Source organism: Curtobacterium sp. NPDC090223 (assembly GCF_044746585.1).
GTDB lineage: Bacteria > Actinomycetota > Actinomycetes > Actinomycetales > Microbacteriaceae > Curtobacterium.
This window is the reverse complement of sequence record NZ_JBIVCN010000004.1, coordinates 417,677-430,346: the sequence shown is the minus strand read 5'-3', so window position 1 is coordinate 430,346 and position 12,670 is coordinate 417,677. Positions and strand designations below refer to the sequence as shown.

The 12,670-nt window shown below is 72.4% G+C and carries 12 protein-coding genes; 9 read left to right on the top strand and 3 right to left on the bottom strand.

The features are described from left to right. Window positions 1–131 precede the first annotated feature (131 nt). The 3 genes from ACIPJY_RS12140 to ACIPJY_RS12130 are packed head-to-tail and all read left to right on the top strand — an operon-like array spanning window position 132 to window position 1,200. Window positions 132–557 (top strand): Asp23/Gls24 family envelope stress response protein, encoded by a 426-nt coding sequence (locus ACIPJY_RS12140; RefSeq protein ID WP_400464098.1) that lies wholly within the window; start codon window positions 132–134, stop codon window positions 555–557. Beyond that, the gene (locus ACIPJY_RS12135) at window positions 554–976 is read left to right on the top strand and encodes an MFS transporter permease (RefSeq protein WP_400464101.1); all 423 of its coding nucleotides are present in this window, start codon (window positions 554–556) and stop codon (window positions 974–976) included. The genes ACIPJY_RS12140 and ACIPJY_RS12135 overlap by 4 nt, the downstream gene beginning before the upstream one ends. A 32-nt stretch (window positions 977–1,008) precedes the next feature. Continuing rightward, complete coding sequence (locus ACIPJY_RS12130) at window positions 1,009–1,200, top strand: hypothetical protein (protein ID WP_123655108.1); 192 nt, start codon at window positions 1,009–1,011, stop codon at window positions 1,198–1,200. 28 nt (window positions 1,201–1,228) lie between these two features. On the opposite strand, the gene ACIPJY_RS12125 is transcribed toward ACIPJY_RS12130, so the two are convergent. Together ACIPJY_RS12125 and ACIPJY_RS12120 are read right to left on the bottom strand one after the other, a co-directional pair. Then, window positions 1,229–2,167 carry a serine hydrolase gene (locus ACIPJY_RS12125; RefSeq protein WP_400464104.1) on the bottom strand — a complete coding sequence of 313 codons (939 nt, stop codon included), beginning with the start codon at window positions 2,165–2,167 and terminating at the stop codon, window positions 1,229–1,231. After that, window positions 2,167–4,131: a M13 family metallopeptidase gene (locus ACIPJY_RS12120; protein ID WP_400464107.1), complete on the bottom strand. Its 1,965-nt coding sequence runs from the start codon at window positions 4,129–4,131 to the stop codon at window positions 2,167–2,169. Before ACIPJY_RS12120 ends, ACIPJY_RS12125 begins: the two co-directional genes overlap by 1 nt. 91 nt (window positions 4,132–4,222) lie before the next feature. Here ACIPJY_RS12120 and ACIPJY_RS12115 point away from each other — a divergent pair, with 91 nt between their 5' ends. Together ACIPJY_RS12115 and ACIPJY_RS12110 are read left to right on the top strand one after the other, a co-directional pair. Next, the gene (locus ACIPJY_RS12115; RefSeq protein ID WP_400464110.1) at window positions 4,223–5,581 is read left to right on the top strand and encodes a uracil-xanthine permease family protein; all 1,359 of its coding nucleotides are present in this window, start codon (window positions 4,223–4,225) and stop codon (window positions 5,579–5,581) included. 125 nt (window positions 5,582–5,706) lie between these two features. Next, window positions 5,707–7,017 carry an MATE family efflux transporter gene (locus tag ACIPJY_RS12110; protein WP_400464113.1) on the top strand — a complete coding sequence of 437 codons (1,311 nt, stop codon included), beginning with the start codon at window positions 5,707–5,709 and terminating at the stop codon, window positions 7,015–7,017. Between the two features lie 140 nt (window positions 7,018–7,157). Here ACIPJY_RS12110 and ACIPJY_RS12105 read toward each other — a convergent pair whose 3' ends face one another. After that, window positions 7,158–8,267 (bottom strand): LacI family DNA-binding transcriptional regulator, encoded by a 1,110-nt coding sequence (locus ACIPJY_RS12105; protein WP_400464116.1) that lies wholly within the window; start codon window positions 8,265–8,267, stop codon window positions 7,158–7,160. Window positions 8,268–8,321: 54 nt separating this feature from the next. On the opposite strand from ACIPJY_RS12105, the gene ACIPJY_RS12100 reads away from it, so the two are divergent. From ACIPJY_RS12100 to ACIPJY_RS12085, 4 genes are all read left to right on the top strand, one after another. Continuing rightward, entirely contained in the window at window positions 8,322–9,641 is a 1,320-nt protein-coding gene (locus ACIPJY_RS12100) for an MFS transporter (RefSeq protein WP_400464119.1), read from the top strand. Between the two features lie 9 nt (window positions 9,642–9,650). Then, window positions 9,651–10,346 (top strand): endonuclease NucS, encoded by a 696-nt coding sequence (gene nucS, locus ACIPJY_RS12095; RefSeq protein ID WP_123655101.1) that lies wholly within the window; start codon window positions 9,651–9,653, stop codon window positions 10,344–10,346. A gap of 217 nt (window positions 10,347–10,563) precedes the next feature. Further along, a complete protein-coding gene (locus ACIPJY_RS12090) occupies window positions 10,564–11,304 on the top strand; it encodes an HAD hydrolase-like protein (RefSeq protein ID WP_400464122.1) in 741 nt (246 codons plus the stop codon). After that, on the top strand, window positions 11,301–12,566 hold the full coding sequence (locus ACIPJY_RS12085) for a CynX/NimT family MFS transporter (protein WP_400464125.1): 1,266 nt from the start codon (window positions 11,301–11,303) through the stop codon (window positions 12,564–12,566). The genes ACIPJY_RS12090 and ACIPJY_RS12085 overlap by 4 nt, the downstream gene beginning before the upstream one ends. The last annotated feature ends 104 nt before the right edge of the window (window positions 12,567–12,670 follow it).

The window sequence follows — 12,670 nt, the reverse complement described above, 5'->3', positions numbered from 1 at the left end:
CCGGGCGAGCGTCAAGCAGACCGGCGAGGACGTCAAGGACGTCTTCAAGAACCAGCGCGACCGCAGTGACGACGACGGGGCAGCCGCATCCGGGTGCCCCGTCGTCGGCTGTCCGGACCGAGGAGGAGACCATGCAGGACGAGACACACGCACGCACGTCGGTGACCGAGGTGACGCTGCCGGCGTCCCTGACCACACCACTGCCCGAGGACGCGAGCCCGCTCGACGTCGCGGCACGCACCGCTGCGACCACCGCGCTCGGGGTCGACGGCGTCCACCACCTGGGCGGGCTCCTGGACCGGGCCGCCGACCAGCTGCGTTCCCGGCTCGGCCGTTCGGCATCGGCGCCCGGTGTGCAGGTCGACGACACCGACGGGACGCTCGACGTCCGGGTGTCGCTCGTCGTCACCTACCCGGAGCACGTCACCGCCGTCGCGGACGAGGTCCGGGCCCAGGTCGGGCACGCCCTCGGGCAGCTCGCGACGCTCCCGGTCCGCGTCGACGTGCGCGTGACCGACGTGCACGGGCCGTTCGACGACGCACCCGCGGACTCGTGACCGTCTGGTCCGGCCGCGGCGGCCGTCGGTTCGCCCGCGAGCGCCCGCCGCGGGCCAGGGGCGTCTGGGTCGCGACGGTCGTCGGGGTCCTCGTCGTCGTCCTGGTGTTCGTCGCCGGGTTCCTGCCGCTCGTGGGCTTCCTGGGCGGTGTGACGGCCACGACGGCCGGGCTCGTGCCGTTCCCGGTGGTCCGCGTCACCCTCGTGACCGTCCTCGGCGGCATCGTGGTGCTCGCGTTGCTGATCCTCGCCGTGACCCGGCGACGTACGGTGGCGGCGTGGGTACCGGTCGTCCTCGCGGTGGTCGTCACCCTCGCGGTCACGGTCTACCCGCTCGTCACCGTCGCGATCGGTTCCGCCGACCGGGCCGGCGACGTCGGGCCCATCATCACCGACCTCCTCCGACGGATCACCGGCTGACCGGCCGGGGTCCGACACCGAAAGGGAACACCATGCGCAACCGCATCATCGTCATCGGAGCAATCGTGCTCGTCGCGTTCTGGTTCGGATCCCGGGCCAACCGCCCCGTGATCAAGCAGTCGAAGGGCGAGACCGCCCGGAAGATGTGGAACGACCCGCACGCCCGCAAGTCGCGGAAGAAGCTCGGCAAGAAGATCGCGAAGGCCGCGAAGAAGCACCGCTGAGGCGGCGTCCGTGGCGCGGGCCCGCGTCTCAGCGGGTCGCGACCACGTGCACGGCGTCCAGGACCTCGGTGCCCATCGTCCGCATCGCCTCGACGACAGCCAGCCGCCGGTCGAGGGTCTCGTCGTCGAACGTCACGGTCACCGCGTAGCTCACCGACGAGCCCGGTCCGCGCAGCACGCCGGCCTCGGCACGGACGCCGGGGCCCGATCCGGTCACGGCGACCGCCTGCAGCCCGTGGTCGAGTGCCCGGTGCGCGAACGGGTCGAGCCCGAAGGCCCCGGCGACCAGCGTGAGGTCCCCGGCGAGCGACAGCCACCCGAGCACCCGGTTCGACACGCCCTCGTCGACGACCTCCCCGAGGGCCAGGCCGCGCATCACCCAGCTGAGCTCACCGGTCGCCGCGACCGCCACGTCGGGTGCGTCGTCGGGACCACGGCGGTCCCGGACGCGGTCGATGAACGCCGAGCGCTCGACCCCGAGGGACTCGGCACGTTCCCGGACCGCGTCGATGCCGACGGTCGACAGCAGGGCGTTCGTCGCCCACGCGTCCGCCGTCGCGCCCACCAGGGTGGCGAGGTCGGACACCTGCATCGTCGGTTCCTGCAGGAACTGCCACAGGCCCGGCCCGGTGGCCGTGTCCCGTGCCATCCGCTGCAGCCGGTCCCCGTGCAGCCGACCGTCCTCGAGCCGCGCGGCCACCTCGATGAGGAGCAGCACCCGGCCGAGCCCGGCGACGGGCTGCACGAGTCGGTCGTCGATCGCGAGCAGCGCCTTGCCGCTGGACGTGTCGATCACGGAGGCGCTCACGCCCGCGCCGTCGAAGGCGAGCGCGCCGAGCGCCTCGACCGTCGCCGAGAACCGGTCCTCGCCGCCGCCACGGTGGCGACCCCGCGCGCGGTCGCCCGCCGCGGCACGACCGTCGTGGCGTCGCCGCCGCGAGGACGGTGCCGCGTCGGGCTCGACCATCACCAGATCGAGACGCGCTCGGCGGGGTCGAGGTACATCGCGTCCTGCTCGGTCACGCCGAAGGTGTCGTAGAACACGTCGATGTTCTTGACCACCTGGTTGCAGCGGAACTCGGTGGGCGAGTGCGGGTCGATCGTCAGCAGACGCGCCGCCTCCTCCGGACGGATCGCCATCCGCCAGGCCTGCGCCCAGCTCAGGAAGAAGCGCTCGGCGCCGGTCAGGCCGTCGATCACCGCGGGCTCCTGGCCGTCGAGGGAGAGCAGGTACGCCTTCCACGCGATGGACAGCCCGCCGAGGTCGCCGATGTTCTCGCCGATCGTCAGGGCACCGTTGACGTGGCCGTCCGGCACCTCGGTCGGCACGAGCGCGTCGTACTGCGCGATGAGAGCCTTCGTGCGCTCCTCGAACGCCAGGCGGTCGGCCTCGGTCCACCAGTTCTCGAGCCGCCCGTCGCCGTCGTACTGCGAGCCCTGGTCGTCGAAGCCGTGGCCGATCTCGTGGCCGATCACGGCACCGATCGCGCCGTAGTTCGCCGCGGCGTCACGGCCGGCGTCGAAGAACGGGAACTGCAGGATCGCGGCCGGGAACACGATCTCGTTGAAGCCAGGGTTGTAGTACGCGTTGATCGTCTGCGGGGTCATGAACCACTCGTCGCGGTCGATCGGCTTGCCGATCTTGCCGAGCTCGCGGTCGACTTGGAAGCTCGCGACCGCGCGCACGTTGCCGAGCAGGTCGTCCGCGGCGACGGGCAGGGCGGAGTAGTCGCGCCACTTCACCGGGTACCCGATCTTCGGCGTGAACTTGTCGAGCTTGTCGAGCGCGCGGGCGCGGGTCTCGTCGGTCATCCACTCGAGCGCCGTGATGCTCTGCCGGTACGCCTCGACCAGGTTCGCGACGAGGTCGTCCATGGTCACCTTCGAGGTCTCGTCGAAGTGCTCCTGGACGTAGATCCGACCGACTGCCTCGCCCATGGCTCCCTCGACCAGCGAGACGCCGCGCTTCCAGCGCTCGCGCTGCTTGGGCGCCCCGGTCAGGGCGGTGCCGTAGAAGGAGAAGCTCGTGGCCGAGAAGGCGCTCGTCAGGTACGGCGCGGACCCGCGGATGACCTGCCAGGCGAGCCAGTCCTTCCAGGTGCTCACGTTCTCGTCGCGGAGCAGCTCGGCGAGCCCGGTCAGGAACGACGGCTCGCGGACCACCACGGTCTCGAACGCACCGGCCGGCGCGGCGATCGCCTCCCACCAGAGCTGCAGGTCGACGCCGGGCGCGAGCGCCGCGACCTCGGCCCAGGGCAGCTTGTTGTACGTCTTCTGGCTGTCGCGCGTGGCGACGTTGTCCCAGTGCTTGCCGGCGAGCTCGGTCTCGAGCCGGATCACGTGCTCGGTGCGGTCCGCGCTCTCGTCGTAGCCGGCGAGCGGGAACATCGCGCCGACGAACTCGCGGTACTTGTCCCGGATGTCGGCGAAGCGCTCCTCGCGGTAGTAGGACTCGTCGGGCAGGCCGAGCCCGGACTGCTCGAGGAACACCACGTAGGACTCGGGGTCGCCCGGGTCGTTGTCGACGAAGAGCTGGATGAAGCTCGGCAGGCCGAGGCGCTCGAACCGACCGACCATCCGGACGACCTCGTCCTTCGTCTCGATCGCGGCGATCTCGGCGAGGAGCGGCTCGATCGGCGCGGTGCCGAGGGACTCGAGGGCGGTCTCGTCGGTGAACGAGGTGAACAGGTCGCCGACCTTGCGCTCCTCGGTGCCGGGGGCGGCCTGCTGGGAGCGCTCGATGATGTCCCGGACGGCGACCTCGGCCGCCTCTGCCAGGACCGTGAACGACCCGTAGCGCGCCTTGTCGTCGGGGATCGGCGTCGCCCGGATCCACTGCCCGTTCACGTGCCGGTAGAGGTCGTCCTTCGGCTGCACCGTGGCATCGAGTTCGTCGGTCTGGATTCCGGTGGTGCCTGCGACGTCGGTCATGCGTTCCACGATAGTCACCGACCCCCTGGCGTCCACCCCGGGACCCCGACCGGCGCCGTCACGGGCGCACGGCTGCCGGTACGGTCGTCGCATGGGACTCCCGTGGAAGCTGCACGGAGACGGCGCGACCGTCTCGGCGACGACGATCGTGGCACCGGACGAACGCCTCACCTGGGGCCGCACGATCGGGCTCGGTGTGCAGCACGTGGTCGCGATGTTCGGTGCGACGTTCCTGGTCCCCCTCCTCACCGGGTTCCCGCCGTCCACGACCCTGCTCTTCAGCGGCATCGGGACGATCCTGTTCCTGCTCATCACCGGGAACCGCCTGCCGAGCTACCTCGGCTCGTCGTTCGCGTTCATCGCGCCCATCGGTGCCGCGACGAAGATCGGCGGGATCCCGCTGGCGCTCTCCGGCATCATCGTCGTCGGTGCGCTGCTCGCGGTGATCGGTCTCGTCGTGCACCTCGCCGGCGCCGGGTGGATCGACCGGCTGATGCCGCCGATCGTGTCCGGGGCGATCGTCGCGCTCATCGGGTTCAACCTGGCTCCGGCGGCGCGGGACAACTTCACCAAGGCGCCCGTCGTCGCGCTGATCACGCTGCTCGCGATCATCCTGGTGACCGTCCTGTTCAAGGGCTTGATCGGGCGGCTCTCCATCGTGATCGGCGTCGTCATCGGGTACGTCGCCGCGCTCATCGGCGGACAGGTGGACTTCTCCGCCGTCGGCGACGCCGCCTGGATCGGTCTGCCGGAGTTCACGGCGCCGGCGTTCGACCCGTCGCAGCTCGCGATCTACCTGGCGTTCGTGCCGGTCGTCCTCGCGCTCATCGCCGAGAACGTCGGGCACGTGAAGGGCGTCGGGCAGCTCACCGGCCGCGACCTCACGCCGCTCACCGGTCGGGCACTCTTCGCCGACGGCATCTCGACCGTGCTCGCGGGCGTCGGCGGTGGGTCCGCCACGACGACCTACGGCGAGAACATCGGCGTGATGGCCGCCACCCGGGTGTTCTCCACGGCCGCGTACTGGGTCGCCGCGATCGTCGCCGTCATGCTCGGGCTCTCCCCGAAGATCGGCGCGGTCATCTCGTCCGTGCCCGCCGGGGTGCTCGGCGGCGCGACGACCGCGCTCTACGGCCTGATCGGCGTCATCGGCATCCGGATCTGGGTGGAGAACCGCGTCGACTTCTCCAAGCCGAAGAACCAGCTGACGGCGGGCATCGCGCTCATCATCGGCATCGCGGACTTCACGTTCTCGTTCGGGCAGGCGAGCTTCGGCGGCATCATCGTCGGTACCGTCGCGGCGATCGTCGTGTACCACCTGATGGACCTCGTCGGTCGCGCCCGCGGGACCGACCCGGCGACGCCGGAGGCGTCCGAGTCGGCGTCGCCGGCGTCCGAGTCGGCGCACGCCGCCACCGGCGGCGTCCCGGCGGAACCGCGCGCCGACTGACACGGACCGGACTGGAGGCCGTGGTCCGGACCCACGCGCCACGCACCGTGCGCGGGCGGGGCGACCAGGGCCTCCCGTCCGGTCGGACGTGACCGCTGACCGCCGGTCCGCGGCATGATGTCCTGATGCCATCGTCCCGCCGCGCCGTCGACCGCGACATCGTCCGGTTGGCGCTGCCGGCGCTCGGCGCGCTCGTCGTCGAACCGCTCTTCCTGATGACGGACACCGCGCTCGTCGGGCACCTCGGGGCGACCTCGCTCGCGGCCGTCGGGCTGGCGGCCGCCGTGCTGCAGACCGTCACGGGGCTGCTCGTGTTCCTGGCGTACTCGACCACGCCGGCCGTCGCCCGTGCCCTGGGCGGCGGGGACCGGCGCGGCGCCGTGCACGCCGGCATCGACGGGATGTGGCTCGCCCTGGGACTCGGCGTCGTGCTCGCGCTGGTCGGGTGGCCGCTCGCCGGGCCGCTCGTGTCGCTCTTCGGTGCGGCGGCCCCGGTGTCAAGCGCCGCGACCGCGTACCTGCTCGTCTCGCTCGTCGGCCTGCCGGGGATCCTGGTCGTGACGGCGTCCACCGGACTGCTCCGCGGGTTGCAGGACACCAGGACCCCGCTGGTCGTCGCGACGATCGGCTTCGTCGCGAACGGGCTGCTCAACGCGTTCCTGATCTACGGGCTCGGGTGGGGTGTCGAGGGCTCCGCCGCCGGCACCGTGATCGTGCAGTGGGCGATGGCGGCGGTGTACGTGGTCATCGCGGTGCGGGCCGCGCGGTCGGTCGGTGCGCCGCTCCGGCCCGGTGCGTCCGGCGTGGCGCGCGCGCTGCGGTCGGGGGCGTGGTTGTTCCTCCGGACGGCGTCGCTCCGCGTGGCGATGCTCGCGACCATCGCGGTCGCGGCCGGGCTGGGCACCACGGGGCTCGCGACCACCCAGGTCGGGCTGACGGTGTTCGGCACGCTCGCCTTCGCCCTCGACGCGCTGGCGATCGCCGGGCAGGCGCTCGTCGGGCACGCGCTCGGCGCCGGGGACGTCGACCGGGTACGGCTCGTGACCAGACGGCTCGTGGTGCTCGGCATCGCGGGCGGGGTGGTGCTCGGGGTACTCACACTGGCGGTCAGCGGGGTGCTCGGGCCGGTGTTCTCGGACTCCGCGGCGGTGCGGTCGTCGCTGCCGGTCGTGCTCGTGCTCATCGCCGCGGGGATGCCGATCGCCGGGTACGTGTTCGTGCTGGACGGGGTGCTCATCGGCGCCGGGGACGCTCGCTACCTGGCCATCGCCGGCGGGGTGAACCTGGTGGTGTACCTGCCGCTGCTCTGGCTGTTCGGGGACGGGCTCGCGGCGCTCTGGGCGGTGTTCTCGTTCGGGTACATCGGCGTGCGCGCGGTGACGCTCGGGGTGCGGGCGCACCGGCCGGGGTGGATCGCGGTGGCGATGGCGCGCTGAGCGCGGGGGCGAGGGCGGGCGCACCGCAGTGTGCGAGGTTCCGGACACTGTGCGAGGCGCGCGGGGTCCCACCGTGTCCGCAACCTCGCACAGTGCGGGCCGCGGGCGGCGGGCGGCGGGAGGCGGGCGGGCGGGCGGCGCTACGCGCGCGGCGCGGCCGTCGTGTCGCCGATGCGGAGCTCCGAGCGGAAGGACGCCGGTGCGGGTGCGGCGCCCTCGAGCATGGCGAGCGCAGCACGTGCCGCCGCCTGCCCCTTCTGCACGAACGGCTGCACCAGGGTCGTCAGCTGCCGGATCGGGGAGCGGTGGAACAGGCTGTCGTCGACCTGGATGCCGTCGAAGCCCACGACGCTGACGTCCTCCGGCACGCGGAGCCCAGCCTCGAGCGCGGCGGAGATCACCCCGACCGCGAGCAGGTCGCTCTGCGCCACGACCGCGGTGGGGCGGCTGCCGTCCGGGCCGAAGAGCGCGGCGCCCGCGGCACGGCCCTCTTCCACCGAGCTGCCGCCGGCCTCGATCGCGACGGCGTCCGGGAAGACCCCGCGGACACCACGGAGCCGTTCCATGGTCGTGAACGCCGTGCCCGCGTCGAACCGTTCGGGCGAGATCGGACCGCGCTGCCGCTTGGCGTCGAGCGGCAGGGTCACGACCGTGACCGAGGTGTGCCCGAGGTCCCGCAGGAACGCCGATGCGCGCCGGGAGGCCTCACGGTTGTCGAGCTGGATGGGGACGGCGCCCTCGATGTCGTCGGCCTCGATCGCGACGACCGGGATGCCGCGACGCCGGAGCACGGCGACCGCGGGGTCGACACGCACGTTGCAGCCGACGAGCACCACCGCGTCCATCGGGGCGTCCACGAGCGGCCCCGCGCCGCGTTCGTCGTCGAGGGGGCTGCGGACGAGGAGCAGGGACGCCCCGGCCTCACCCGCGACCTCGGCGATGCCGTCGAGCGTCAGGACGTTGACCGGGTCGCGGAAGGCGTCACTGAGGCGCTCGTCCATCACGACGCCGATCACACCGGAGCGCCCGCGCCGCAGCGAACGGGCGCGCGGGTCGGGGCCGTCGTACCCGAGTGCGGCCGCGGCGGCGAGGACCCGGGCCCGGGTCTCCTCAGACACCGGACCGCTGCCGCTGAAGGCGAGGGACGCGGTCGAGGGTGCGACCCCCGCCGCACGCGCGACGGCGACGAGCGTCGGCCGTGCCGTCCGGGCCGCGCCCGACTCGCCGCTGTCTGTTGCCGTGTCGTCCATCGCCGGTTAGCGTATCCGAGAACCTCACTCGAATCGATTCGATCGGAAACTCCCATGACGACGGCGTCACCCACCTGGACCGCACCGAGCACCCGCGCCTGGCGCAACGCGGTGTTCGTCGTGTTCACGCTCTCCGGGCTCGACATCGCCACCTGGCTCGGGCGCATCCCGAGCGTGCGCGACGAACTCGGCGCCAGCACCCTCGAGATGGGCCTGCTCGTCGTCGGGATGTCCGTCGGCTCGATCGCCGGGCTCACCTTCGCCGGCCACATCGTCGGTCGACTCGGTGCCAAGCGCGGCGTGCAGATCGCCGCCGCCTGCCTGGCGCTCGGCCTGGTGATGGCGGGCATCTCGGTCAGCGCGGGCTGGGGCTTCGCGGCGATCTGGATCAGCCTCATCGCGTTCGGCTTCGGCAACGGCCTGTGCGACGTGTCGATGAACGTCACCGGCGCCACCGCCGAACGCCTCGGCGGCCGGACGATCATGCCGCTGTTCCACGCAGCGTTCAGCGTCGGGACCCTGGCCGGCGCCGGCCTCGGTGCCTTGGCCGAGCGCTTCGAGGTCCCCGTCGCCCTGCACTTCATCGTCCTGGGTGTCGTCACCAGCATCGCCCTGACCACGGTCGTCCGGTGGTTCGGCGACGAGCGGGTGTCCGACCCGGAACCGACCGACACCAGCCCCGTCACGCTGCCGGTCTCCCGCTGGGCGATCTGGAAGCAGCCGTCGACGCTGCTCATCGGCGTGATCGTCCTCGGCATGGCCCTGGCGGAGGGCTCCGCGAACGACTGGCTCCCCCTCGCCATGATCGACGGGCACGGGCTCGCCAACGACGGCGGCTCCGCCGTGCTCACCGTGTTCCTGGCCGCGATGACCGTCGGTCGGATCGCCGGCAGTCCCCTCATCGACCGGTTCGGCCGGGTCCCGGTGCTCCGCACGAGCGCCGCGGTCGCCGTCGTCGGTCTCGGCATGCTGATCTTCGTCCCGAGCGTGCCGCTCGCGATCGTCGGCGTGGTGCTCTGGGGACTCGGCGCGAGCCTCGGCTTCCCGATGGGGATGTCCGCCGCCGCCGACGACCCCCGCACGGCGGCCGCCCGGGTGAGCGCCGTGGCCACCATCGGGTACGTGGCGTTCCTGGCCGGACCGCCGATCATCGGGCTCGTGGGCGAGCACTTCGGGCTGCTGAACGGGCTGCTCATCGTGTTCGTGTTCATCATCGCGGCCGGGTTGGCATCGGGTGCGGCACGCGAGCGGACGCCGGGCGCGACCGCCGGGGCGGTGGACCCGGCCAGCGGCGGGCGGGACCCACGCGGCGGAGTCGAGCCGGGCCTCCAGGCCGACAAGGCGACGTCCGGAACCCGGCCAGACGCCGGTTAGGCTTCCGGGGTGCGTCTCGTCATCGCCCGCTGCTCCGTCGACTACGCCGGTCGCCTGTCGGCACACCTGCCCCTCGCGACCCGGCTCCTCATGCTGAAGGCGGACGGCTCGCTGCTCGTCCACTCGGACGGCGGCAGCTACAAGCCGCTCAACTGGATGAGCCCGCCGTGCTCGATCGAGATCGGCGACCCCTCCGAGGAGCAGGCCGAGAACGGCATCGAGCAGGTCTGGACCGTCACGCAGAAGAAGACACAGGACAAGCTCGTCGTCTCGATCTACGAGGTCATCGCCGACGAGAGCCACGACCTGGGCGTCGACCCGGGCCTCGTCAAGGACGGGGTCGAGGCGCACCTGCAGCAGCTCCTGTCGGAGCAGATCGAGCTCCTCGGGGACGGCCACACCCTGGTCCGCCGCGAGTACATGACCGCCATCGGGCCGGTCGACATCCTGGCGCGGGACGACGCGGGTGCGAGCGTCGCGGTCGAGATGAAGCGCAACGCCAACATCGACGCGGTCGAGCAGCTCACCCGGTACCTCGAGCTGATGAACCGGGACCCGCTGCTGCGCCCGGTGCAGGGCGTGCTGGCCGCGCAGACGGTGGCACCGCAGGCGCGCACCCTCGCCGAGGACCGCGGCATCCGCGTGCTGGTCCTGGACTACGACGCGATGCGCGGCATCGAGGGCGGGCACACCCGCCTGTTCTGAGCGAGGCGGCGCGCGGGGGTGGTGGGTCGTTTCGCGCGTGGGCAGTTGTTTCGCGCGTCGGCAGTCGGAACTTCGGACCCGCTACGCGCGATCCCACTTCCCACCGCAGGCGCGATGGGAAGGAACGCACCGGCCTGGAGGCCCGGGTCCGCTCCGCCACGGGTGCCACGACCCACAGGTGGGTCCCGTCCACCGCCCCGGTTAGGGTGGGTACGTCATGACAAGCCCGTTCAGCGCCATCCTCTTCGACCTCGACGGAACCATCAGCGACTCGGCGCCGGGCATCCTGGAGAGCCTGACCTACACGTTCCGCCAGGTCGGCGTCCCCGTCCCGGACCACGCGACGCTGATGTCGTTCGTCGGCCCGCCGATCCTCGACACGTTCCGCATCGCGATGGGCATGGACGAGGAACTCGCTGACCGCACGCTCGCCGTCTACCGCGAGCACTACTTCTCGCACGGCGCCCTCGACTCGACGATGTTCGCGGGGATCGACGTCGTGCTCCGCACCCTGCACCAGGCGGGGCTGCCCATCTCGACCGCGACGAGCAAGCCGGAGACCCCGGCGACGTACATCCTCGATCACTACGGCCTGACCGGGGACATCGACATCATCACGGGCGCGAGCGACGACGAGGTGCGGTCCTCGAAGGCCGACGTCGTCGAGGAAGCGCTCAAGCGGCTCGACGCCCGCGGTTTCGACATCTCGCGCCCGGTGCTCGTCGGCGACCGGCTGCACGACGTCGAGGGCGCGGCGGTGCACGGCGTCCCGGTGGTCTTCGCCGAGTGGGGCTACGGCTCCCCCGCGGAGGCCGAGGGCACCATCGCCTCCGCCGCGACGCCGCTCGACCTGCTGCCGATCCTGCTGCCGGGCTCGACGGACGCGACGGGCGCGACGGAGCCGTCGAGCTCGCCAGCCGCCGCCGAGGCCGCCGCCGACGCCGCTGCTCGTCCGTGAGCGGTGCAACGGTCGTCCGGCGCGCCGGCTGGGTGCTGCCCGTCGCGATCGTCCTCGTCGCACTGAACCTGCGCGGGCCGATCGTGGCCCCGGCGCCGGTGATCGGGGACATCCGGCTCGACCTGGGTCTGACCTCCACGGTCGCCGGGCTGCTGACCACGATCCCCGTGCTCTGCTTCGCCCTGGCGACCCCGCTCGCCAGCTGGGTGATCGCGAAGGCCACCCCGGAGCGGGCGCTGTCGCTCTCGCTGGTGATCGTGCTCGCGGGCACGGTCGTCCGGTCGCTCCCGAGTGCCGCTGCGCTCCTGATCGGCACCGCGGTGATCGGCATCGGGATCACGATCGGCAACGTCGTGATCCCCGTCGTCATCCGCCGGGACACCTCGCCCGAGCGCGTCGGCATCGTGACCGGCGTCTACACGTCGGCGCTCAACGTCGGGTCGATGACGACCTCGCTCGGGACGGCGCCGATCGCCGGCGTGTGGGGCTGGCCCGTCGCGATCGCGGTGTGGGGTGTCCTCGCGGTCGTCGCGGGACTCGCCTGGTCGTACGCCGTCGGGCCCCGCGCCGCGTGGCTCCGGCCGGCCGTCGGCGCGCCCGCTGAGCCGCTCCCCGTCACCGGGCCGATCGACCAGGTGCTCGGGACGGGTGCGATCCGACTGCCCGGTTCGACGCCGGACGCGCCTGCTGCGGCACCGTCCCGCCGCCCGGCGCTCTGGGTGACCATCGGGCTGACGCTGGCGTTCGGCGGGCAGGCGTTCTCCTACTACGCGCTCACCGCCTGGATCCCGACGCTGCTGCACGACGAGATCGGCTTCTCGAAGGCGTCCTCCGGGGCGAGCTCGTCGGTGTTCCAGATCCTCGCGGTCGTCGGTGCGCTCGGCGTCCCGGTGCTCGCCGCACGGTGGCGTCCCCGCGCGATCCTGTCCCTCGTCGCGTTCCTCTGGCTCGCGATGCCCCTCGGACTGCTGTTCGCGCCTCAGCTCTGGCTGCTCTGGTCGATCCTCGGTGGTGCGGCCCAGGGCGGCGGGATCACCGTGATCTTCATCATCATCGTGCGGCTGGTGTCGAACGACGACGACGCCCGCCGGATGTCCGCGTTCGTGCAGGGCGGCGGGTACCTGATCGGCTCGGCGGGGCCCATCGTCGCCGGTGCGCTGCACGGTGCGACCGGGGACTGGACCGCGCCGCTGCTGGTCGTGCTCGTGGCGGTCCTGGTGCTCGGTGTCGTCGGGACGCTGGCCGCGCGCCGCGTCCCCTGACCGCCCCGCGGGAGGCCGGTCGCGCGGAGGAAGTCGTTTCGCGCGTAAGGGGTCGTTTCGCGCGTAAGGGGTCGTTTCGCGCGTACGGGGTCGGTCCTTCCGAC

Excerpts from the sequence above, each read along its gene's own strand:
- ACIPJY_RS12140 (WP_400464098.1), top strand. The coding sequence starts at position 132 with ATGCAGGACGAGACACACGCACGCACGTCGGTGACCGAGGTGACGCTG.
- ACIPJY_RS12130 (WP_123655108.1), top strand. The coding sequence starts at position 1,009 with ATGCGCAACCGCATCATCGTCATCGGAGCAATCGTGCTCGTCGCGTTC.
- ACIPJY_RS12125 (WP_400464104.1), bottom strand. The coding sequence starts at position 2,167 with ATGGTCGAGCCCGACGCGGCACCGTCCTCGCGGCGGCGACGCCACGAC.
- ACIPJY_RS12120 (WP_400464107.1), bottom strand. The coding sequence starts at position 4,131 with ATGACCGACGTCGCAGGCACCACCGGAATCCAGACCGACGAACTCGAT.
- ACIPJY_RS12115 (WP_400464110.1), top strand. The coding sequence starts at position 4,223 with ATGGGACTCCCGTGGAAGCTGCACGGAGACGGCGCGACCGTCTCGGCG.
- ACIPJY_RS12110 (WP_400464113.1), top strand. The coding sequence starts at position 5,707 with ATGCCATCGTCCCGCCGCGCCGTCGACCGCGACATCGTCCGGTTGGCG.
- ACIPJY_RS12105 (WP_400464116.1), bottom strand. The coding sequence starts at position 8,267 with ATGGACGACACGGCAACAGACAGCGGCGAGTCGGGCGCGGCCCGGACG.
- ACIPJY_RS12100 (WP_400464119.1), top strand. The coding sequence starts at position 8,322 with ATGACGACGGCGTCACCCACCTGGACCGCACCGAGCACCCGCGCCTGG.
- ACIPJY_RS12090 (WP_400464122.1), top strand. The coding sequence starts at position 10,564 with ATGACAAGCCCGTTCAGCGCCATCCTCTTCGACCTCGACGGAACCATC.